Raw genomic sequence first — 23,843 nt, 5'->3', positions numbered from 1 at the left:
CCGCCAAGCTTTCATGGCTGATCTTGCACATCGGTATTAAACTGGTTTCACGTTCAACTATGTTCTGAAATCATGTTGAAAACTGAAACCCCGAGCCGGCGGCATCCGGACCTGGACCTGTATCCGGTGGAGCAACTGGTGGCGGCGCTGGTCGATGACCAGTTCTGGGCCGTCGAAGCCGTGCGGCTGGCCTCGCCCGACATTGCTGCCGCCATCACGGCTGCCCTGCCCCGCATCGCGGCCGGCGGACGCTTGCTGTATGTGGGGGCCGGCACCTCGGGCCGCCTGGGCGTACTCGACAGCGTGGAACTCAATCCCACGTTTTCCTGGCCACCCGAGCGGGCCGTCGCCATCCTCGCCGGTGGCGCCGGCGCCATGTTTGTGGCCGTCGAAGGGGCGGAAGATGATGTACAGCAAGGCGAGCGGGATTTGCTGGCCTTGCAACCGCAGGTCAACGATGTGGTGATCCTGCTGGCCGCCTCCGGCGCCACGCCGTATGTGCTGGGCGCGCTGCTGGCTGCGCGCACGGCAGGCGCCTTGACGATCGGCATCGCCAACAATGTGGATGCCCCCGTGGCGCACGAGGCGCAATGCGGCATCGTGCTCGACACGGGCACGGAAGTCATTTCCGGCAGCACGCGTCTGAAAGCGGGCACGGCGCAAAAAATCACCCTGAACACGATTTCCAGCGCCCTGATGGTGGGTTTGCACAAAACTTACGGAAACTTGATGGTAGACTTGAAGCCGACCAACGCCAAGCTGATCTGGCGGGCGGTGCGTCTGACCATGCATGCCACCGGTGCCAGCGAAATGCAGGCCAGGGCCGTGCTGGAGCAATGCCACTATCACGTCAAGGTGGCGATCGTTGCCTTGATCAAAAAAATCAACACAAACCAGGCACAGGCATTGTTGGCCGGCGCGGACGGCAGTGTGCGGGCGGCACTGGCGGCGTGATCCGATGGCGCGGCATTCTTCTGTCTGGGAGACCAAGAAGGATGTATGGAGCTAGTGAAACAAACCGCCCCGGCGCGCGCGAATAAGCCGTCAAATAAGCCGTGGTTGTGGATCCCTTCCCTGTATTTTGGCCAGGGTATCCCCTATGTCGTGGTCATGACCTTGTCCGTGATCATGTACAAGAACTACGGCTTTTCGAATACCGATATCGCGCTGTATACCAGCTGGCTGTACTTGCCCTGGGTCATCAAGCCCCTGTGGTCGCCCTTCATCGATATGTACCGCACCAAGCGTTTCTGGATCGTCGGCTTGCAGCTGGTGATCGGCGCCGCGCTGGCGCTGGTGGCCCTGACCACGTCGCTGCCGCATTTTTTCCAGATCAGCCTGGCCATCTTCTGGCTGATGGCCTTCAGTTCCGCCACGCATGACATTGCCGCCGATGGCTTTTATATGCTGGGCCTGGAAGAGCACCAGCAGGCGGCCTTCGTCGGCGTGCGCAGCACGTTTTACCGCCTGGCGATGATCGCGGGCCAGGGCGGCCTGGTGTTTCTGGCCGGCTATCTGACGCATGCGACGGGCAATGTGCAGCTGGCCTGGTCCGTCGTGTTCGCGATTCTGGCGGGCCTGTTCATCGCGCTGTTCCTGTACCACTATTTTGTCTTGCCGAAACCGAAAGATGACCGTCCCAGCATCCAGGATGCCGGTGTTTCTCCGCTGCAAGAGTTCGTCGCCACCTTTGCTTCCTTTTTCAAGAAGAAGGATATTTTCGTCATCCTGGGCTTTTTGCTGCTGTTCCGCCTCGGCGAAGCGCAACTGCTCAAATTGGCCGCGCCCTTCCTGCTCGACCCCGTCGCCAAGGGTGGCCTGGGCCTCAGCACGGAACAGGTGGGCCTGGTCTACGGCACCATCGGCGTGATCGCCCTGACCCTCGGTGGCTTGCTGGGAGGATTCATCATTTCCCGCTTCGGCTTGAAACGCTGTTTGTGGATCATGGTGCTGTCCGTCCACTTGCCCGACCTGGTCTTCGTTTACCTGGCCAGCGCCTTGCCCAGCAGCATCTATGTGATCGCCGGTGGCATTGCGCTTGAGCAATTCGGCTATGGCTTCGGTTTCGCATCCTACATGTTGTACATGATCATGGTCTCCGATGGCGCGCATAAAACGGCCCATTACGCCATCTGCACGGGTTTCATGGCCCTGGGCATGATGTTGCCCGGCATGGCAAGCGGCTGGATACAGCAAATGCTTGGTTATCAGCACTTCTTCATCTGGGTCTGCATCGCCACCATTCCTGCTTTCATCATGGCCGCGCTGGTCAAGATCGATCCCGAATTCGGCAAGAAGGCCGAGGCCTGATTCTTTTGAACTGTGCGCCCGCAAGGATGGCGGGCGCACAGTAAAATGCCCGCACCGATACACCTGCGCTTCACCACTGCAAGGAATTGTTTTGTTGTCTACTTTGAAAAAACGCCTGGGCGCCACGGCTGGCGTGCTGGCCGCGCTGGCCACCGCCACATTGCTCAGCAGCTGTACCAGCACCAAAATGCCCTCCGCAGTGACGCCGGGCGAAGCGGGCTTGCCGGCCGTGCCGCACATCACGGGCGAAGTGCCGCCGCCGGCGCCGCGCGAGTTCCGCGCCGCCTGGGTCTCGACGGTCGCCAATATCGACTGGCCCAGTCGCAGCAATTTGCCGGTCGCCAAGCAGCAAGCCGAGGCAATTGCCATCCTCGACCGCGCCAAGTCCTTGAATCTGAACGCGATTGTGCTGCAGGTGCGGCCCAGCGCCGACACGATTTACCCGTCGCAACTGGAGCCGTGGTCGGAATACCTGACCGGAAAGCAAGGCCAGCCGCCATTGCCCCTGTATGATCCGCTGGCCTTCTGGGTGGCGCAGGCGCATGCGCGCGGCCTGGAATTGCACGCCTGGTTCAATCCTTACCGTGCCCGTCACGCGACGGCCAAGTCGCCGCTGGCGCGCGACAGTTTCGCGTCCACCAACCCGGCGTCCGTCAAGCAATACGGCCGCTACCTGTGGATGGACCCGGGCGACGCCGCCGCCTCAAAACACACGACGGATGTGGTGCTCGACGTGGTGCGCCGCTACGATATCGATGGCGTGCACATCGACGATTACTTTTATCCGTATCCGATCGACGCGCCCGGCGCCGGCGCGGGAGCCGAGACGGCCGCGCTGGACGCGGGCAATGGCGGCGCCAAGCGCGAACTGCCGTTTCCCGATGAGCCTTCCTGGCAGCAATATCTGCTGGCCGGTGGCCAACTGGACCGCCCTTCCTGGCGTCGCCAGAACGTCAACCAGCTGATCGAATCCTTGTATACCGGCATCCACCGCGAAAAGAGCTGGGTGCGCTTCGGTATCAGCCCGTTCGGTATCGGCCGTCCCGACCGCCGCCCTGCCGGCATCGTCGGCTTCAGCCAGTACGATAAATTGTATGCGGATGCGGAACTGTGGCTGGCCAAAGGCTGGCTCGATTACCTGTCGCCGCAGCTGTACTGGCCCGTGGCGCAGGCGCCGCAAGCGTTTGGCGTGCTGCTCGACTACTGGCTGGCGCAAAATCCGTATGGCCGCCACGTGTGGCCGGGTTTATATACCAGCCGCATCGACAATTCCGCCAAGTCCTTCACGCCGCAAGAGATCATCAAGCAAATCGAAGTGACGCGCACGCGCCCCGGCGCGAATGGCCAAGTGCATTTCAGCATGGCGCCCCTGATGCAGAATCGCAAGGGTGTCAGCGAGCAACTCAAGGCGACCGTGTACCAAAGCCCTGCCCTGATTCCCGCCACGCCATGGCTGGGCAAGGAAGCGCCGGGTACGCCCGTGCTGGCCTTGCGCCGCGATTCCACCAGCCTGAACGTCAAATTGACGGCGGGCGGCGGCAAACCCGTGGCGCAGTACGCGGTCTGGGCCCGCTACGGCGAAGACTGGCGCTTTAGCATGGTCACGGGCATGCAGGGCGAGCTGACCCTGGTCGACGATGCCATTGGTAAAGTCAATGCGGTGGTGGTCAGCGCGGTGGACCGTCTCGGCAATGAAAGCCCCCGCGTCACCGTGCGCGCACCGTTTACGGCCGCCGCCAAGTAATTGTTGACCGTTCAACGGTAGTCCATAACCTGCAGGCATGAAACATGCGCAAGCTTTCATGCCTGCAAGCCCAGCTTGGCTTTACACTCATGCCATGATTTCCTTCCCTACAGCCAATAATGCGGTGCCCGTGCTGGGCCTGGGCATCGACGCGGGCGGCACGCAGACGCGCTGGGCCCTGGCCACCGTTGACGGCGCCATCGTGGCCGACGGCGCCGTGGAAGGCTTGTCTGCCTTGCAAATGAGCAGCGATGCGGGCCGCGCAGCCGTGCACGCCACGTTCACCGGGCTGTGCCGTGCCGTGCTGGCCGTCGGCCAGCCCCGCGCCGTGGTGGCGGGCTTGACGGGTTTTGGCGGCGACGACGCTGTGCTGGCGCAAACACTGGCCACCTTGCTGGCGCTGGACGCCGCCCACGTCCGCGTGGGCAACGATATCGACATCGCCTATCGCGACAGTTTTGAACCAGGCGAAGGTTATCTGGTCTACGCTGGCACGGGCTCGATCGCCGCCTGGATCGATACGGATGGCGTGTTTCACCGCGCGGGCGGGCGCGGCGTGCTGCTCGACGATGGCGGCGGCGGCTACTGGATCGCCCGTGAAGCCTTGCGCCACATCTGGCGCCGCGAAGATGAGGCGCCCGGCAGCTGGCAAAGCTCACCCATGGCCGAAGCCGTGTTTGCGCATATCGGCGGCAGCGACTGGTCATTGTCGCGCGCCTTCATGTATGGCCAGGACCGGGGCGCCATCGGCCGCCTGGCATTGGCGGTCGCCGCCAGTGCGGACACCGACCCGCTGGCGCTGGACATCTTGCAGCGCGCGGGACAGGAACTGGCGCGCCTGGCGCTGGCCCTGACGGCGCGCTACGGTCCGCGTCCAGTGGTGCTGGCGGGCCGCGCGGCGCAGTTGCACCCGGCCATTGCGGTTGCCATGCGTGCCGCTTTGCCGGTATCGTTGATGATGGAGCAAAAAGTTGCCCGTTCGCATGAGGCTGCTGCCAAGCTGGCAGCCCGGGCAGCCAGCCAGCGTACTGGCAAGAATTGACTATTTTATTAAACCGAACATGGATCTTTCATGAAAAAAATCGCCCTCGCCCTGCTGGTGGCCCTGCTCTCCGCCTGTACCACGCCCGCGCCGCACCTTGACCATAGCTTGACGGCGCGCAGCCAGAGCCCGCGCGTGAAATTCATCGTCATCCATTACACGGTCAGCGACTTGCCCCGCTCGATCAAGATCCTGACGGAACAAGTGGTCAGCAGCCATTATTTGCTGACCGACACGGACAAGCCGAAGTTTTACGTGCTGGTCGACGAATCGCGCCAGGCCAATCACGCGGGTGTGAGCAACTGGAAGACTTATACACAGTTGAATGTCAGCTCGATTGGCATCGAGATCGTCAACCCCGGCTACAAGGACACGCCGGAAGGCCGCCTCTGGTATCCCTTTCCGCAGGCACAGATCGATGAGCTGATTCCACTGCTGAAAGATATCCAGGCCCGCTACAACATCGCGCCGGAAAATATCCTGGGCCATAACGAAATCGCCCCGCAGCGCAAGCAGGACCCGGGGCCGCTGTTCCCATGGCGCCAGCTGGCCGATGCTGGCCTGATTGTCTGGCCGGACGCGAACCGCGTGGCCATGCAGCGCCTTATTTTTGAGCAGCAAGTGCCGGACGCCGTCTGGTTCCAGAAAAAGCTGGCCCAGCATGGGTATGCGACGCCGAATACGGGCATCTTCGATGAAGCGACGCGCAATGTGCTGATCGCCTTCCAGATGAAATACCGCAACACATTGTTTGACGGCACGCCCGATGGTGAAACGGCGGCTCTGCTGGAAGTGCTGACGACGCCGGCCCCAGCGGTTGCAACACCTGCTGTTGTAGCAAAGTAGCATAGCCGTTCCAGCCCATGACTTTTTCTTATATGCTGAACGTTGACGGCCCAGGTGGCCACGGCAAGGTAAAGGAATAGCTCATGCGGCTGCGTCATATCGAAGTGTTTCACGCCATCATGCAAGTTGGCACCATCAGCGGCGCCGCCCAGGTGCTGCATATCTCGCAACCGGCCGTGACCAAGGTCTTGCAGCATTGCGAGTTGCAGCTGGGCATGCCGCTGTTCGAGCGCGTGCGGGGCAAGCTGTACCCGAAGCCGGAGGCGCACCGTTTGTTTGTCGAGACGGAAAAGCTCAACCGCGATTTATTGGGCATTCGCCGTCTGGCGGCCAGCCTGAAGGGCCATGCGGTGGAAACCATCCGTTTGGTTTCCACGCCGACGCTCGCCATCAGTGTCTTGCCGTTTGCCATGACCGAGTGGCGGCGCGACTTTCCCCACACGCGTTGCCAGCTGGCTACCCACCACACGGGCGAGATCGTCAATACCCTGCGCCTCGGTGAAGCGGACTTGGCCGTATCGCTGCAAGACCCGCGTCATCCGGGCATCGTGGCCGAACCGCTGGCGCACGGTGTCATGACGGTGATCGCGCCGGCTGGCACCTGGCATGCGGCCGATTGCGGCACGCCCTTGACGGCGCATGGCCTGAATGGCGAGCTGATCGGCCATGCGGACAACGATCCGCTGGGCGAACTGGTGGTGGCCGCCTGCGAGGCGCAGGATATCCACCCCGTCTTCAGTACCGTGGTGCAAACCTATCAAATTGCCCGTTCCCTGGTGGAAGCGGGCGCCGGCATGGCCGTGGTCGACCCGTTTACGGCCGCGTCCGGTTCACCCGAGCGCTTGCAGCGCCGTCCCTGGGCACCCACGATACCGATTCAACTGTATTTATTGACGGCGAGCCACTCGCCGCTGTCGCATGGCGCGCGGCGCCTGGCCGACAGCATCGGCGTGGCGGCGCGTCAGTGTCTGGAAAGAGGAGTCTGATGTCTGTTGCAAGTTTGCAATTGGAAGCGGTCGGCAGCGATCCGCAATTTCGCCACCTGAGCAGCATCGCCGGCATCGCCGTCGACTTGCGCTACGCCACGCCCGACAATTTTGTCGGCCGCGACTTATATAGTCCCATCGATTGCGCCTGGTTGCACCGCGATGCGGCCGCCGCACTGGAACAGGCAGTGGCCTGGCTGGCCGCGCATCGCCCCGATCATCATCTATTGGTGCTCGATGCCCTGCGTCCGCAGCGGGTGCAGCAGCAACTGTGGGATGCGTTGCAGGGAACCGAGTTGCTGGGATATATCGCCGAACCGTCGCGCGGCTCGATTCACTCATTTGGTATGGCGCTCGACATCACCATCGTGGGACCGGACGGGCAGGAACTGGACATGGGCACGGGCTTTGACGACTTGAGTGAGCGCTCGCATCCAGCGCTGGAGCTGGCTTTGCTGGAAAGCGGGGAGATTACGCAGGAGCAGGTGGCGCACCGCCGATTGTTGCGCGACGCCATGTTCCAGGCGGGCTTCTTCGGCATTAACAGCGAATGGTGGCATTTCGATTGTGGCGACCGGGTGCTGGTGCGCCAGACCTACACCCGGGTACTCTGATTAAAAGACCTTTAATCCCTTCAGCATCACGATCAGGATCAATACCGGCGAGACAAAGCGCAGCAGGAACAGCAGCACATGCGCCAGAGTTTGATTCTGCAACTGGCCGTGATTACTGATCGCCTCGATGAAATGCTGCTTGCCCCAGGCCCAGCCTGTAAACAAGGCAATCGCGATGCCGCCCACGGGCAAGAAGATATTCGATGACACAAAGTCGAACAGATCAAACATATTCAAATTAAACAGCTTGAAGTCCGCCAGGGTGCTGTTGCTCAGCGCGCATACGGAACCGAGCACGGCCAGCAGCAGCATGGTCACCACGGTGGCCTTGGTGCGCGTCCAGCCGAAGCGCTCATGGAAAATCACCACGGGTACTTCCATCAGCGACAGCATCGCCCCTGTGGCGGCCACGGCGGCCAGGATGAAAAACACCACCATCAGGGCTTGTCCCATCGGGATTTGCGAGAACACGGCCGGAATCGTGATGAACACCAGCGACGGTCCCGCGCTGGGGGCGAAACCAAACGTGAACACGGCGGGGAAGATGGCGATGCCGGCCAGCATCGATACGCCGAGGTCGGCCGCCATCACGCGCAGGGTAGTGACAGGGATATTCTGGTCGTCGCGGAAATAGCTGCCATAGGTCATCATCGTGCCCATGCCGACGGACAATTTAAAGAAAGCCAGGCCCATGGCCGTCAGCACGACGGAAGCCGTCAGCTTGGAAAAATCAGGACGGAACAGGAACGCCAGTCCTTCGGCCGCTTTATCGAGCGACAGGCTGACCGCGCAGAGCAGGAGCAGCAGCAGGAACAGCAGAGGCATGAGTTTCTTGGCGATCGCCTCGATGCCCTTGGTCACGCCCAGCATCAATATGCCACCGATAAACAGCAGCACGCCCCATTGCCAGAACAGCGACTGCAGGGGATTGCTGATCAGGGAGGCGAAGGCTGCTTCCGTCACCAGCTTGTCGCTGCTGAGGATGGAGCCGTCGATGGCCTTGGCGATATACGCAAACACCCAGCCCACCACTTCCGAGTAAAACGCGACGATCAGGAAGGCGGCGATCATGCCGATGACGCCGACCAGCCACCACGGTTTGCCCTTCGGTGCCAGTTGTTCCATGGTGGAGATGGGATTGACCTTGGCGTGGCGGCCCAGGGTGATTTCCGCGATCATCACGGGCAATCCCACTAATAAGGTGGCGAGTAAATAGATGAGCAGGAAGCCGGCGCCGCCATTGGCGCCCGTCAGATAGGGGAATTTCCAGATGTTGCCGAGACCGACTGCGGAACCGAGGGTGGCGGCGAGTACGCCGAAGCCAGTGGTAAAGCCAGCTCGTTTCAGGGTCAGGCCTGATCCTTGAGCTTGTTGTTTCATGGTGAATCTTCTATGGTGGGACGCGAATTTGCGTTGAGGGGGCGAAATTGTAGCAGTTGGCCGCAAATACCCCGGAAAAGCCTTGCTACTGGCGGGGCGCTTTGCTATAGTTCGCCTCCCCAATGAGACGCAGTCACTGCGGCAGTTGAGGATCACCGGAAACGGCGATGAGCAGGAAAAGAAGGAGTTGACGGATGTAGTGAAATGCTTCATACTCTTCCTTCTTCGCAGCTGACAAACACAACGCTTTGTCAATAGCGCGAAAGTAGCACCGAATACCGTTCTTTAACAATTAACAGTCGATAAGTGTGGGCATTTGATGTAAGTGCAGCGTCAATCTTCGGATTGGCGTCTAACTTAAAATATCAAATGTTCACAAGAAATAATGAAATAGGATACTTCTTCGGAAGTAGCCTGTCAGTTTTTTGAGTGAGCAAATCTTTTGCAATGCAAAAGATTTGGATGGTAGTGATACTGTCCGACCTGTCAGAAATGACATTAAACAGAGATTAAACTGAAGAGTTTGATCCTGGCTCAGATTGAACGCTGGCGGCATGCCTTACACATGCAAGTCGAACGGCAGCACGGAGCTTGCTCTGGTGGCGAGTGGCGAACGGGTGAGTAATATATCGGAACGTACCCTAGAGTGGGGGATAACGTAGCGAAAGTTACGCTAATACCGCATACGATCTAAGGATGAAAGTGGGGGATCGCAAGACCTCATGCTCGTGGAGCGGCCGATATCTGATTAGCTAGTTGGTAGGGTAAAAGCCTACCAAGGCATCGATCAGTAGCTGGTCTGAGAGGACGACCAGCCACACTGGAACTGAGACACGGTCCAGACTCCTACGGGAGGCAGCAGTGGGGAATTTTGGACAATGGGCGAAAGCCTGATCCAGCAATGCCGCGTGAGTGAAGAAGGCCTTCGGGTTGTAAAGCTCTTTTGTCAGGGAAGAAACGGTGAGAGCTAATATCTCTTGCTAATGACGGTACCTGAAGAATAAGCACCGGCTAACTACGTGCCAGCAGCCGCGGTAATACGTAGGGTGCAAGCGTTAATCGGAATTACTGGGCGTAAAGCGTGCGCAGGCGGTTTTGTAAGTCTGATGTGAAATCCCCGGGCTCAACCTGGGAATTGCATTGGAGACTGCAAGGCTAGAATCTGGCAGAGGGGGGTAGAATTCCACGTGTAGCAGTGAAATGCGTAGATATGTGGAGGAACACCGATGGCGAAGGCAGCCCCCTGGGTCAAGATTGACGCTCATGCACGAAAGCGTGGGGAGCAAACAGGATTAGATACCCTGGTAGTCCACGCCCTAAACGATGTCTACTAGTTGTCGGGTCTTAATTGACTTGGTAACGCAGCTAACGCGTGAAGTAGACCGCCTGGGGAGTACGGTCGCAAGATTAAAACTCAAAGGAATTGACGGGGACCCGCACAAGCGGTGGATGATGTGGATTAATTCGATGCAACGCGAAAAACCTTACCTACCCTTGACATGGCTGGAATCCTTGAGAGATCAGGGAGTGCTCGAAAGAGAACCAGTACACAGGTGCTGCATGGCTGTCGTCAGCTCGTGTCGTGAGATGTTGGGTTAAGTCCCGCAACGAGCGCAACCCTTGTCATTAGTTGCTACGAAAGGGCACTCTAATGAGACTGCCGGTGACAAACCGGAGGAAGGTGGGGATGACGTCAAGTCCTCATGGCCCTTATGGGTAGGGCTTCACACGTCATACAATGGTACATACAGAGCGCCGCCAACCCGCGAGGGGGAGCTAATCGCAGAAAGTGTATCGTAGTCCGGATTGTAGTCTGCAACTCGACTGCATGAAGTTGGAATCGCTAGTAATCGCGGATCAGCATGTCGCGGTGAATACGTTCCCGGGTCTTGTACACACCGCCCGTCACACCATGGGAGCGGGTTTTACCAGAAGTAGGTAGCTTAACCGTAAGGAGGGCGCTTACCACGGTAGGATTCGTGACTGGGGTGAAGTCGTAACAAGGTAGCCGTATCGGAAGGTGCGGCTGGATCACCTCCTTTCTAGAGTTTGCACGAATCAGGTAACTGATTCACGCATCAAATGTTCACACTTATCGGCTGTTTAATTAAGAAGAAACAGTAGTCGTAGTAGTTCCGCGTTGGGGCTGTAGCTCAGCTGGTTAGAGCACCGTGTTGATAACGCGGGGGTCGTTGGTTCGAGTCCAACCAGCCCTACCAGCTAATTAGTACATAATTCCCGGGGGATTAGCTCAGCTGGGAGAGCACCTGCTTTGCAAGCAGGGGGTCGTCGGTTCGATCCCGTCATCCTCCACCAATACTTTGAAAGTGCAAACGTAAGCCAGTCAACAAGACTGTGGTTTAGGTTTGATCTTTTAGCGATCAAAGCTGTTTCGTTCTTTAACAATCTGGAAGAAGTAAAGATTATTTATTGATCAAGTCTATGCGTGCAGCGATGCATGAGGCGACTTGATGGGTAATGATTGTATGTATCAACAAACAAGCAACAACGTTGTACTTTCTTATCCCTGTAACGCTCTTTCATTATGCAAATGATGAGAGGCTAACGTTATAGGGACAAGCGAATAAGTGCACATGGTGGATGCCTTGGCGATTACAGGCGATGAAGGACGTAGTAGCTTGCGATAAGCTGCGGGGAGTGAGCAAACACACTTTGATCCGCAGATTTCCGAATGGGGCAACCCACCCTTTTAGGGTATTGCATACTGAATACATAGGTATGCAAGGCGAACGCGGCGAACTGAAACATCTAAGTAGCTGCAGGAAAAGAAATCAACCGAGATTCCCAAAGTAGCGGCGAGCGAAATGGGAAGAGCCTGTACGTGATAGTCGGACCGATAACAGAATCCCCTGGAAATGGGAGCCATAGTGGGTGATAGCCCCGTATGTGAAATTGGACCGGTGATACTAAGCGTACGACAAGTAGGGCGGGACACGTGACATCCTGTCTGAATATGGGGGGACCATCCTCCAAGGCTAAATACTCGTAATCGACCGATAGTGAACCAGTACCGTGAGGGAAAGGCGAAAAGAACCCCGGAAGGGGAGTGAAATAGATCCTGAAACCGTGTGCATACAAACAGTAGGAGCGGACTTGTTCCGTGACTGCGTACCTTTTGTATAATGGGTCAGCGACTTACATTCAGTGGCAAGGTTAACCGCATAGGGAAGCCGTAGAGAAATCGAGTCCGAATAGGGCGATCAGTCGCTGGGTGTAGACCCGAAACCAAGTGATCTACTCATGGCCAGGATGAAGGTGCGGTAACACGCCCTGGAGGTCCGAACCCACTAATGTTGAAAAATTAGGGGATGAGCTGTGGGTAGGGGTGAAAGGCTAAACAAACTTGGAAATAGCTGGTTCTCTCCGAAAACTATTTAGGTAGTGCCTCAAGTATCACCATCGGGGGTAGAGCACTGTTATGGCTAGGGGGTCATTGCGACTTACCAAACCATTGCAAACTCCGAATACCGATGAGTGCGAGCTTGGGAGACAGACGTCGGGTGCTAACGTCCGGCGTCAAGAGGGAAACAACCCAGACCGCCAGCTAAGGTCCCAAAGATTGGCTAAGTGGAAAACGAAGTGGGAAGGCTAAAACAGTCAGGATGTTGGCTTAGAAGCAGCCATCATTTAAAGAAAGCGTAATAGCTCACTGATCGAGTCGTCCTGCGCGGAAGATGTAACGGGGCTAAGCCAGTCACCGAAGCTGCGGATATTGTTCTGTGATTTATCACAGATATATATGGTAGGAGAGCGTTCTGTAAGCCTGCGAAGGTGTCTTGTAAAGGATGCTGGAGGTATCAGAAGTGCGAATGCTGACATGAGTAGCGATAATGGGGGTGAAAAGCCTCCACGCCGTAAGCCCAAGGTTTCCTGTTCAACGTTCATCGGAGCAGGGTGAGTCGGCCCCTAAGGCGAGGCAGAGATGCGTAGCTGATGGGAAGCAGGTTAATATTCCTGCACCGTCGTATGATGCGATGGGGGGACGGATCGCGGAAGGTTGTCCAACTGTTGGAATAGTTGGTTTTTGGCTCATAGAAGGCACTTAGGCAAATCCGGGTGCGGAATTCAAGGGGTTGAGACGAGTGCACTTGTGCATGAAGCAATCGGAAGTGGTTCCAAGAAAAGCCTCTAAGCTTCAGTCATACGAGACCGTACCGCAAACCGACACAGGTGGGCGAGATGAGTATTCTAAGGCGCTTGAGAGAACTCGGGAGAAGGAACTCGGCAAATTGGTACCGTAACTTCGGGAAAAGGTACGCCCCGGTAGCTTGATTGGTTTACTCCATGAGGGTGAAAGGGTTGCAATAAACTGGTGGCTGCGACTGTTTAATAAAAACACAGCACTCTGCAAACACGAAAGTGGACGTATAGGGTGTGACGCCTGCCCGGTGCTGGAAGATTAAATGATGGGGTGCAAGCTCTTGATTGAAGTCCCAGTAAACGGCGGCCGTAACTATAACGGTCCTAAGGTAGCGAAATTCCTTGTCGGGTAAGTTCCGACCTGCACGAATGGCGTAACGATGGCCACACTGTCTCCTCCCGAGACTCAGCGAAGTTGAAATGTTTGTGATGATGCAATCTACCCGCGGCTAGACGGAAAGACCCCATGAACCTTTACTGTAGCTTTGCATTGGACTTTGAACCAATCTGTGTAGGATAGGTGGGAGGCTTTGAAGCGGGGACGCTAGTTCTCGTGGAGCCAACCTTGAAATACCACCCTGGTTTGTTTGAGGTTCTAACCTTGGTCCGTTATCCGGATCGGGGACAGTGCATGGTAGGCAGTTTGACTGGGGCGGTCTCCTCCTAAAGTGTAACGGAGGAGTTCGAAGGTACGCTAGATACGGTCGGACATCGTGTTGATAGTGCAATGGCATAAGCGTGCTTAACTGCGAGACTGACAAGTCGAGCAGGTACGAAAGTAGGACATAGTGATCCGGTGGTTCTGTATGGAAGGGCCATCGCTCAACGGATAAAAGGTACTCTGGGGATAACAGGCTGATTCCTCCCAAGAGTTCATATCGACGGGGGAGTTTGGCACCTCGATGTCGGCTCATCACATCCTGGGGCTGTAGCCGGTCCCAAGGGTATGGCTGTTCGCCATTTAAAGTGGTACGTGAGCTGGGTTTAAAACGTCGTGAGACAGTTTGGTCCCTATCTGCCGTGGGCGTTGGAAATTTGAAGGGGGCTGCTCCTAGTACGAGAGGACCGGAGTGGACGTATCTCTGGTGTACCGGTTGTCACGCCAGTGGCATTGCCGGGTAGCTAAATACGGAAGAGATAACCGCTGAAAGCATCTAAGCGGGAAACTTGCCTTGAGATGAGATTTCCCAGAGCCTTGAGCTCTTTGAAGGGTCGTTCGAGACCAGGACGTTGATAGGCTGGGTGTGGAAGTGCAGTAATGCATTAAGCTAACCAGTACTAATTGCCCGTACGGCTTGTCCCTATAACCTTAGCAGGTACAGAGGATAAGACGGTACAACGTTGCGTGTTTGTTGATACTACTATTCATTACCCAATCTTTGCTTCTTCCAGATTCAGGCTTTGTCGCTCCACTGAGGACAAATGCCAGTACAAGTTATGCCTGATGACCATAGCAAGTTGGTCCCACCCCTTCCCATCCCGAACAGGACCGTGAAACAACTTTGCGCCGATGATAGTGCTGCAACCAGTGTGAAAGTAGGTTATCGTCAGGCTTGTTATTTGGAGAAACAGCCCCCGGCTGTTTCTCCTTGAGAAAAACCCGTCAAGAAATTGGCGGGTTTTTTTTCGTCTGGAGATTTATCAAGAGCTGAGACATTGATCGGTGCTACAGTACGCAATAGACTCACAATGCGTACAGATGGACTATCAACAACTTTCTGCCCAGCGCCGCAACCATCCGGCCTGGCGTTTGCTCGCCGCTGATCATGCACCGATGATCGCCAGTTTCCTGCACCGTCATTTTATTGCTCCCAATATCCGTACCATCGCACGCCAGCAACTGGCATCGCATCTGGACGATCATCTGTATCATCTGCATGAACTGGCTGGCGAGGTGTTGTTTCCCAAAAGCGCGACAGCGTATCTGGACGACTGGGCTTCCGATGAACGGGGCTGGTTACGCAAATATTATCCAAGCGGGCAGGACGAACCGCACTATGACCTGACGTCGCCGACCGAACAGGCAATCGAATGGCTGCTTGGCCTGGGACAGCGCCAATTCATCGGTACCGAATCGCGCCTGATGACGGTATTCGATCTGCTGCGGCAGATTATCGATGGCACGGAATTGAATCCCCGTACCCGTATCGCCGAACTGCAGAAACGCAAGGCGGCCATCGATGCGGAAATAGCGCAAATCGCCCAGGGCCGGCTCGACATGATGGAACCGACCCAGATACGCGAACGCTTTCTGCAAATGTCGTCCACTGCACGCGAGCTATTGTCCGATTTTCGTGCCGTCGAGCACAATTTTCGCAGTCTGGATCGCTCGGTGCGTGAACGTATCGCCACCTGGGAGGGCAGCAAAGGTGAATTGCTGCAGGAAATTTTCGGCAAGCGCGATGTGATCGCCGATTCCGATGAAGGCAAGAGTTTTCGCGCCTTCTGGGATCTGTTGATGTCGCCATCGCGCCAGGATGAATTGACGGCGCTGCTGAATGCGGTAATGGCGCTCGATCCGGTGCGTGAACTGGCGCCCGATGGCCGTTTGTTGCGGATACATTATGACTGGTTGGAGGCAGGCGAAGTGACGCAGCGCACGGTGGCCCGTTTGTCCGAACAGCTGCGGCGCTATCTCGACGATCAGGCCTGGCTGGAAAACCGCCGCATCATGCAGCTGATACGCGACATAGAAAAAAAGGCGCTCGATGCGCGCGCGGTGGTCGAGCATGCCGCTTTTATCGAGATCGATGCCGCCGCGCCGAATGTATTGGCGCCGATGGATCGCACCTTGTTCACGCCGCCCTTCAAACCCGTCATTTTGCATGGCGTGCTCGATGAAGCCGCCGAACCGGTGCCGTCGGATGCCTTGTTCGAGCAGGTCCATGTCGACCGCCTGAAACTGGCGTCGAATATCCGCCGCGCGCTACAGCAGCGCAAGCAAGTGTCGCTCGCCACGCTGATCGCCGAATACCCGCTCGAGCAAGGTCTGGCGGAACTGGCCACTTATTTGAGCCTGGCGACACAGGAGTTGCCAGGCGTGATCGACGATACGCAAGAAGAAACGATACACTGGAGTGATGCGCAGGGTCGTGCGCGGCTTGCCACAGTGCCTCTTCTTATTTTCAGTGCATGATGAATTCTTCCAGCGAAATCCATTACAGCCAGATCCTGATCGCCTTGATGCAAGGCGTGTTGTACCAGGAAAACAATGTCGCCTTATGGCAGCCACTGCTGCTGTTGCAAGCGCGCGTGCGCGATTATTGCCAGCAAATCGGCCTTGAACTGATACTCGACGAAGCCGAGGGCTATGCCTATCTGCGCCAGCGTGCCACACCGGAAGGGGAAGTAGCGCTGCCGCGCCTGGTGCCGCGGCGCCAGCTCAGCTATCCGGTCAGTTTGATCCTGGTGCTGTTGCGTAAAAAGCTGGCGGAGTTCGATAGCCATGCTGGCGATACGCGTTTGATTGTCAGCCGTGAGCAGATCACCGAACAATTGCGCCTTTTCCTGCCCGATACCGCCAATGAAGCGCGTTTGCTTGACCGCATGGAGACGCATTTGAATAAAGTGGTCGAACTGGGCTTCCTGTATCGTTTGCGTGGACAGGATCAGCAATTTGAAGTGCGGCGCATTTTGAAGGCCTTTGTCGACGCGCAATGGCTTAGCGATTTTGAACAACGCCTGAACGATTACGCCAGTCATGGCGCGGGACTGTCAGAGGATGCGGAATGACGGCGCGGGATCATGAGGACGGCGTCAGTTCCCAATTAGATTTTGCGGAGCCGGCGCTACTTGAACGTGCGGGCTTCCGGCTGCATCACTTCGAAGTCCTGAATTGGGGGACCTTTCATGCGCGCGTGTGGAAACTGCATCCGGGCGGCGACAATCTGCTGCTGACCGGCGACATCGGTTCGGGAAAATCGACGCTGGTCGACGCGATTACCACCTTGCTGGTTCCCGCTCAAAAGATTTCCTATAACAAAGCCGCCGGTGCCGACGCGCATGAGCGCAGCCTGCGCACATACGTGCTTGGCCACTACAAATCGGAACGCGGTGACACGGGTAGTACGGCGCGCGCGGTGGCCTTGCGCGACCAGAATACCTATGCCGTGATCCTTGGCGTGTTTTATAACGAAGGCTACGATCAGACGGTGACCCTGGCGCAGGTCTTCTGGCTCAAGGATGCGCGCGGCCAGCCCGAGCGTTTTTATGTGGTGGCGGACAGCGCCTTGTCGATCGCGGATCAGTTCGCCGGCTTCGGTAGCGATATCACCCAGTTGCGCAAGCGCCTGCGCGCCAGCAAGGGTATAACCCTGTACGACAGTTTTCCACCGTATGGTGCCGATTTCCGCCGCCGCTTCGGCATCGGCAATGAACAGGCGATGGAGTTGTTTCATCAGACGGTGTCGATGAAATCGGTCGGCAACCTGACCGACTTCGTACGTGAGCACATGCTCGAAGCATTTCCTGTCGAAGAGCGTATCGCCGCCCTGATCGCCCATTTCGATGATCTGCATCGCGCGCACGAAGCTGTACTCAAGGCGAAACAACAGATCGAGCAATTGCTGCCGCTCACTGCCGATTGCGCACGCCACGCCAGTTTGCAGCAGCAGGATGAGCAATTGCGCGGCTGCCGCGAAGCGCTGCGGCCGTGGTTCGCTGCCTTGAAAAGTGAGCTGTTGGAAAGCCGCCTGGAACAACTGGTGCTGGAACTGGAAAAAACCGCCGCGCGCCTGCAGCGGCTGCAACAGCAGCGCGGCGAACAAGGCCTGCGCCGCGATGAAATACGGGAAGCCATTTCCGCCAACGGCGGCAATCGCCTGGCGCAGATCGACGCCGAGATCGCGCGCCGGCAAACGCTGAAGGATGAGCGTGCGCGGCGCGCAGCGCTCTACGAGCAATTGGCGCAAGCGCTGGGCTTGCCTGGTGCGGCCGATGACGAAGGCTTCAGCGCCAATCTGCGTGCCATCGACAGTGGCCAGGCGCAATGCGTCGCGCAGCGCGACGAGTGCCAGAACAGCCTGACAGAGGCGGGTGTCATGGTGCGCGAACTGGGGGCCAGCCATGGCGAGTTATCGGCGGAGCTCGCATCGTTGCGCCAGCGCCGCTCGAATATTCCAGGCCAGATGCTGAAACTGCGTGACTTGCTGTGCGGCGCGCTTGATCTCGATGGTGATGAGCTGCCCTTTGTTGGCGAGTTGATCCAGGTACGCGACGATGCGGACGAGTGGGAGGGCGCGGCCGAACGCCTGCTGCACAATTTCGGCCTGGCGCTGCTGGTGCCGGAAGCCCATTATGCGGCGGTGGCGGCATGGGTGGACCGCAGCCATCTTGGAGCGCGCCTGGTGTATTTTCGGGTACGCGCGGTCAATGTGCCGGACGCACGGCCGCTGCATCCGGACTCCCTGGTGCGCAAGCTGTCCATCAAGCCTGATTCGGCATTTTATCCATGGATAGCCGGTGAACTGGCGCGGCGTTTCGACTACGCATGCTGTGAATCGCTGCAGCAATTCCAATGTGAAAAATTGGCCATCACGCGCAACGGCCAGATCAAGGCGGGTGGCGAGCGCCATGAAAAGGATGACCGTCATCCGTTGCAAGACCGCACCCGTTATGTGCTGGGCTGGACCAACCAGGCCAAGATCGCGGCGCTGGAAAAGCAGGCGCGTGATTTGTCATTGCGCATCACCGCCCATCGTGCTCGCATCAGTGCACTGGGCATTGATGTCAAAACGCATCAGGACCGCCTGGGTCACTGGCAGCAACTGGCGGTGTTCCAGCATTTCGGCGAACTGGACTGGAAGCCCTTGCTGCTGGCGATCGAACAATTACTGCGTGAAAAAGAGGCACTGGAAGCGGCGTCCGATCTGCTGCAAGAGCTGCAGGGCCAGCTTGAGGCGTTGACGCAAGCGCAAGCCAAAACGGATGACGACATCAGCCGCCACACCACCGAGCATGCCAGGCTCAGCGAACGCCAGGAGCAGGCCAGCGGTCACTTGGGCGATTGCGCACAGTTGCTGGACGCCACGCCGTTGCACGCGCGTGAGCTGTATTTTCCCTTGCTGCAGTTGCTACAGGCGGAAGCGCTGGGCGAACACAAACTGACGGTGGAGTCGTGCGACAACCGTGAAAAAGACATGCGCACTTTCTTGCAGGCGCGTATCGATGCCGACGGCAAGAAAATCGCCAGTTTGCGCGACCGTATCATCAATACCATGAGCGATTACGTCACGGCCTGGCCGCTCGATACGCGTGAGGTCGATGTCAGCATCAATGCCGCTGGTGAATTCGGCAAGATGCTGGCGGCACTGCAGGCCGATGATTTGCCGCGCTTTGCGCAGCGCTTCAAGGAGCTACTCAATGAAAACACGATCCGCGAAATTGCCGGCTTCCAGTCGCAGCTCAAGCGGGAGCGGGAAACCATCCGTGAACGCATCGACATCATCAACCTCTCCTTGCATGATATCGATTACAACCCCAACCGTTACATCGCGCTGGAAGCCGAGCCCAACCTGGACGCTGACCTGCGCGACTTCCAGGCCGACTTGCGTGCCTGCACCGAAGGCGCGCTGACCGGGTCGAGCGACGAAGAATATTCCGAAGCCAAATTTCTGCAGGTCAAAACGATTATCGAGCGCTTCCGTGGCCGCAGCGGGAGCGCCGAGGTGGACAAGCGCTGGACGCGCAAGGTGACCGATGTGCGCAACTGGTTTGTGTTTTCGGCTTCCGAGCGCTGGCGCGAAGACGACCGCGAGCATGAACATTACACCGATGCTGGCGGCAAGTCTGGCGGACAGAAGGAAAAGCTGGCCTATACCGTGCTGGCCGCCAGTCTGGCGTATCAGTTTGGTTTGGAGTGGGGAGTGGTGCGCTCCCGTTCCTTCCGTTTTGTCGTGATCGATGAAGCATTTGGGCGTGGCTCGGATGAGTCAGCGCGGTATGGCCTGGAATTGTTCAAGCGCATGAATCTGCAATTGCTAATCGTCACGCCCTTACAAAAAATTCATATCATCGAACCCTATGTTGCCGGACTGGGTTTCGTGCACAGCGAAGAGGGCCGGCAATCAATGTTGCGCTGCCTGAGCATCGAGCAATACCAGGCCGAGCGCCAGGCCCGCAGCGCATGAGTGCCATGAGCAGCAACTGGACCACGCCGGCTGACATTCGTATGCAGTTACTGCGCCTGTGGGACAGCGGTCGCCTGCTGGCGGCGCATGTCAGTCAGAGCGTGCTGTTTCCCTTGCCTCTCAATCTGCGCCAGCCTGCATCGGCGCAACTGGGCGAGCAATTCGATGAAGTGCGGCGCTGGATACGCCAACTTGACGAAGGCAGCAAGAGTCACAAGGGCTACGGCTACACCATCGAATGGCGTGATATCAATCATCGCCAGTTGGGGCGCAATCGCATGCCGGCTGGCGTGGTCGTGGACGAAGAGGGCGACGCCTTGCGGCTGATCGGAAAAATGGCGGAGAAGCGGCGTTTCGAGCAATTGCTGACGCTGACGCTGCAGGCGTTTCCTGCTTTGGCCGGCTGGATCGCGCGCCGTCCGATGCTGTTGCTCGAGCACGCGCCCGCATGGGAACGCATCGTGCTGATCCTGCAATGGTTTGTGGCGCATCCACGTCCGCAGCTTTACTTGCGCGAACTCGACATCGCTGGGGTGGACGGAAAATTCATCGAAACGCGCAAGGCCTTGCTGGCGGAATTACTGGATCAGCTAATGCTGCCCGAGGCGATCGACGCGCAGGCCGTCGGGGCGCGCCAATTTGAAACGCGTTATGGATTATTGAGCAAACCGGTATTGATACGTTTTCGCCTGCTCGATCCGCGTCATTATATCGCTGGCTTGTCTGACCTGAGCGTGCCGGTAGCGCAGTTCGCTGCCTTGCATGTCAATGTAAAACGCGTCTTTATTACCGAGAATGAAATCAATGGCCTGGCGTTTCCGGAGGTTGAAGACTGCATGGTGATTTTCGGCGGCGGTTATAGTGTCGAACGCCTCGGTGATGTGCCGTGGTTGGCTGACAAGGAAGTAATTTACTGGGGCGATATCGATACGCACGGCTTTGCCATCCTGGATCGCTTGCGCGCATACCTGCCGCAAGCGCGCTCCATGCTGATGGACATCGCGACCCTGGAAGCGCACCGCTTGCTGTGGGGGAGTGAAGAGCCGCATAAACGCCACGGTGGTAATCTGACCCGCTTGACGCATGAGGAACTGGCCCTGTTTACAATACTGCGCGAACATGCTTTGGGCGAATGCCTGCGTATGGAGCAGGAAAGACTGGGTTTTCGCTGGGTCAGGGCGGCGATACAAAATCTTGGCTGAAAGCCTTGCCACTATCGCGGGGCAGGACTATAATTCGCCCCCTCGCTGAACGATGCATGCAAATGCCGAGTGAAGCGGGCAAAAAAGAAGGTTGACGAAATGCTGAAAAAGCTTCATAATCTTCCTTCTTTGCAGCTGACAAACACAACGCTTTGTCGATAGCGCGAAAGTGGCACCGAATACAGTTCTTTAACAATTAACAGTCGATAAGTGTGAGCATTTGATGTAAGTGCAGCGTCAATCTTCGGATTGGCGTCTAACTTAAAATATCAAATGTTCACAAGAAATAATGAAATAGGATACTTCTTCGGAAGTAGCCTGTCAGTTTTTTGAGTGAGCAAACACCTCGCAATGCGAGGGGTTTGAACTAGTTAAATAGTTCGACCATGCCAATAAAATGGCAAAGTAACAGAGATTAAACTGAAGAGTTTGATCCTGGCTCAGATTGAACGCTGGCGGCATGCCTTACACATGCAAGTCGAACGGCAGCACGGAGCTTGCTCTGGTGGCGAGTGGCGAACGGGTGAGTAATATATCGGAACGTACCCTAGAGTGGGGGATAACGTAGCGAAAGTTACGCTAATACCGCATACGATCTAAGGATGAAAGTGGGGGATCGCAAGACCTCATGCTCGTGGAGCGGCCGATATCTGATTAGCTAGTTGGTAGGGTAAAAGCCTACCAAGGCATCGATCAGTAGCTGGTCTGAGAGGACGACCAGCCACACTGGAACTGAGACACGGTCCAGACTCCTACGGGAGGCAGCAGTGGGGAATTTTGGACAATGGGCGAAAGCCTGATCCAGCAATGCCGCGTGAGTGAAGAAGGCCTTCGGGTTGTAAAGCTCTTTTGTCAGGGAAGAAACGGTGAGAGCTAATATCTCTTGCTAATGACGGTACCTGAAGAATAAGCACCGGCTAACTACGTGCCAGCAGCCGCGGTAATACGTAGGGTGCAAGCGTTAATCGGAATTACTGGGCGTAAAGCGTGCGCAGGCGGTTTTGTAAGTCTGATGTGAAATCCCCGGGCTCAACCTGGGAATTGCATTGGAGACTGCAAGGCTAGAATCTGGCAGAGGGGGGTAGAATTCCACGTGTAGCAGTGAAATGCGTAGATATGTGGAGGAACACCGATGGCGAAGGCAGCCCCCTGGGTCAAGATTGACGCTCATGCACGAAAGCGTGGGGAGCAAACAGGATTAGATACCCTGGTAGTCCACGCCCTAAACGATGTCTACTAGTTGTCGGGTCTTAATTGACTTGGTAACGCAGCTAACGCGTGAAGTAGACCGCCTGGGGAGTACGGTCGCAAGATTAAAACTCAAAGGAATTGACGGGGACCCGCACAAGCGGTGGATGATGTGGATTAATTCGATGCAACGCGAAAAACCTTACCTACCCTTGACATGGCTGGAATCCTTGAGAGATCAGGGAGTGCTCGAAAGAGAACCAGTACACAGGTGCTGCATGGCTGTCGTCAGCTCGTGTCGTGAGATGTTGGGTTAAGTCCCGCAACGAGCGCAACCCTTGTCATTAGTTGCTACGAAAGGGCACTCTAATGAGACTGCCGGTGACAAACCGGAGGAAGGTGGGGATGACGTCAAGTCCTCATGGCCCTTATGGGTAGGGCTTCACACGTCATACAATGGTACATACAGAGCGCCGCCAACCCGCGAGGGGGAGCTAATCGCAGAAAGTGTATCGTAGTCCGGATTGTAGTCTGCAACTCGACTGCATGAAGTTGGAATCGCTAGTAATCGCGGATCAGCATGTCGCGGTGAATACGTTCCCGGGTCTTGTACACACCGCCCGTCACACCATGGGAGCGGGTTTTACCAGAAGTAGGTAGCTTAACCGTAAGGAGGGCGCTTACCACGGTAGGATTCGTGACTGGGGTGAAGTCGTAACAAGGTAGCCGTATCGGAAGGTGCGGCTGGATCACCTCCTTTCTAGAGTTTGCACGAATCAGTAATGATTCACGCATCAAATGTTCACACTTATCGGCTGTTAATATAAAGAACAGCATTTGGGGCTGTAGCTCAGCTGGTTAGAGCACCGTGTTGATAACGCGGGGGTCGTTGGTTCGAGTCCAACCAGCCCTACCAGTTTCTGTAGTCTGGAAATACCCTAGGGGGATTAGCTCAGCTGGGAGAGCACCTGCTTTGCAAGCAGGGGGTCGTCGGTTCGATCCCGTCATCCTCCACCAAAAGTTCAAACGTAAATCAGTGCAGAGTGCACCAGGATTTAGGTTTGGTCTTTTCGAGATCAAGTGCTGTATGTTCTTTAACAATCTGGAAGAAGTAAAGATTATTTATTGATTGGTTTGCCGTAAAACGCAAATCGATGGGTAATGATTGTATGTATCAACAAACAAGCAACAACGTTGTACTTTCTTATTCCTGTAACGCTCTTTCCTCATGCAAATGATGAGA

Annotated in this window: 12 protein-coding genes, 4 tRNA genes and 4 rRNA genes; 19 read left to right on the top strand and 1 reads right to left on the bottom strand. The window is 56.7% G+C overall.

The annotated features are described in order from the left end of the window. Positions 1-72 precede the first annotated feature (72 nt). The 7 genes from C8C92_RS01115 to C8C92_RS01085 all read left to right on the top strand — a co-directional run bounded on the left by C8C92_RS01115 (position 73) and on the right by C8C92_RS01085 (position 7,542). Positions 73-954, top strand: coding sequence for an N-acetylmuramic acid 6-phosphate etherase (locus C8C92_RS01115; protein WP_116742797.1), 882 nt, complete (start codon positions 73-75; stop codon positions 952-954). 45 nt (positions 955-999) lie between these two features. Continuing rightward, positions 1,000-2,310, top strand: coding sequence for an MFS transporter (locus C8C92_RS01110; protein ID WP_116742796.1), 1,311 nt, complete (start codon positions 1,000-1,002; stop codon positions 2,308-2,310). A gap of 91 nt (positions 2,311-2,401) precedes the next feature. Continuing rightward, a complete protein-coding gene (locus C8C92_RS01105) occupies positions 2,402-4,054 on the top strand; it encodes a family 10 glycosylhydrolase (protein WP_116742795.1) in 1,653 nt (550 codons plus the stop codon). Positions 4,055-4,148: 94 nt separating this feature from the next. Continuing rightward, positions 4,149-5,096, top strand: coding sequence for a BadF/BadG/BcrA/BcrD ATPase family protein (locus C8C92_RS01100; RefSeq protein WP_243420081.1), 948 nt, complete (start codon positions 4,149-4,151; stop codon positions 5,094-5,096). A 30-nt stretch (positions 5,097-5,126) separates the two neighbouring features. Further along, a complete protein-coding gene (locus tag C8C92_RS01095) occupies positions 5,127-5,942 on the top strand; it encodes an N-acetylmuramoyl-L-alanine amidase (protein ID WP_116742793.1) in 816 nt (271 codons plus the stop codon). Positions 5,943-6,025: 83 nt separating this feature from the next. Then, positions 6,026-6,928 carry a LysR substrate-binding domain-containing protein gene (locus tag C8C92_RS01090; RefSeq protein WP_099761430.1) on the top strand — a complete coding sequence of 301 codons (903 nt, stop codon included), beginning with the start codon at positions 6,026-6,028 and terminating at the stop codon, positions 6,926-6,928. Then, positions 6,928-7,542, top strand: coding sequence for a M15 family metallopeptidase (locus tag C8C92_RS01085; RefSeq protein ID WP_116742792.1), 615 nt, complete (start codon positions 6,928-6,930; stop codon positions 7,540-7,542). Before C8C92_RS01090 ends, C8C92_RS01085 begins: the two co-directional genes overlap by 1 nt. Here the strand turns inward: C8C92_RS01085 and C8C92_RS01080 are convergent, their stop codons facing one another. Then, positions 7,543-8,922, bottom strand: a complete 1,380-nt coding sequence (locus tag C8C92_RS01080; protein WP_099761435.1) for a sodium-dependent transporter — start codon at positions 8,920-8,922, stop codon at positions 7,543-7,545. Positions 8,923-9,433: 511 nt separating this feature from the next. Between C8C92_RS01080 and C8C92_RS01075 the strand changes: the two genes are divergently transcribed. The 12 genes from C8C92_RS01075 (at position 9,434) to C8C92_RS01020 (ending at position 23,617) form a co-directional block, all read left to right on the top strand. Further along, a 16S ribosomal RNA gene (locus tag C8C92_RS01075) occupies positions 9,434-10,964 on the top strand. A gap of 100 nt (positions 10,965-11,064) precedes the next feature. Then, positions 11,065-11,141, top strand: a tRNA-Ile gene (locus C8C92_RS01070). Positions 11,142-11,162: 21 nt separating this feature from the next. Beyond that, positions 11,163-11,238: transfer RNA gene (locus C8C92_RS01065), tRNA-Ala, on the top strand. Between the two features lie 258 nt (positions 11,239-11,496). Then, a 23S ribosomal RNA gene (locus C8C92_RS01060) occupies positions 11,497-14,386 on the top strand. Positions 14,387-14,523: 137 nt separating this feature from the next. Then, a 5S ribosomal RNA gene (gene rrf, locus C8C92_RS01055) occupies positions 14,524-14,636 on the top strand. The 16S, 23S and 5S rRNA genes sit together here with 2 tRNA genes alongside, the layout of an rRNA operon. 146 nt (positions 14,637-14,782) lie before the next feature. Next, the gene (locus C8C92_RS01050; protein ID WP_116742791.1) at positions 14,783-16,219 is read left to right on the top strand and encodes a DUF3375 domain-containing protein; all 1,437 of its coding nucleotides are present in this window, start codon (positions 14,783-14,785) and stop codon (positions 16,217-16,219) included. Further along, complete coding sequence (locus C8C92_RS01045; protein WP_116742790.1) at positions 16,216-16,815, top strand: DUF4194 domain-containing protein; 600 nt, start codon at positions 16,216-16,218, stop codon at positions 16,813-16,815. Before C8C92_RS01050 ends, C8C92_RS01045 begins: the two co-directional genes overlap by 4 nt. Beyond that, positions 16,812-20,210 (top strand): ATP-binding protein, encoded by a 3,399-nt coding sequence (locus C8C92_RS01040; RefSeq protein ID WP_116742789.1) that lies wholly within the window; start codon positions 16,812-16,814, stop codon positions 20,208-20,210. Before C8C92_RS01045 ends, C8C92_RS01040 begins: the two co-directional genes overlap by 4 nt. A 5-nt stretch (positions 20,211-20,215) precedes the next feature. Next, a complete protein-coding gene (locus tag C8C92_RS01035; protein ID WP_243420080.1) occupies positions 20,216-21,412 on the top strand; it encodes a DUF3322 domain-containing protein in 1,197 nt (398 codons plus the stop codon). Between the two features lie 417 nt (positions 21,413-21,829). Beyond that, positions 21,830-23,360, top strand: a 16S ribosomal RNA gene (locus C8C92_RS01030). A gap of 79 nt (positions 23,361-23,439) precedes the next feature. Then, positions 23,440-23,516 (top strand) — tRNA-Ile (locus C8C92_RS01025). Positions 23,517-23,541: 25 nt separating this feature from the next. Beyond that, positions 23,542-23,617, top strand: a tRNA-Ala gene (locus tag C8C92_RS01020). The last annotated feature ends 226 nt before the right edge of the window (positions 23,618-23,843 follow it).

The sequence above is a fragment of the Janthinobacterium sp. 78 genome (assembly GCF_003096775.1).
Lineage (GTDB): Bacteria > Pseudomonadota > Gammaproteobacteria > Burkholderiales > Burkholderiaceae_D > Janthinobacterium > Janthinobacterium tructae.
This window is presented reverse-complemented; position numbering and strand designations above follow the sequence as displayed.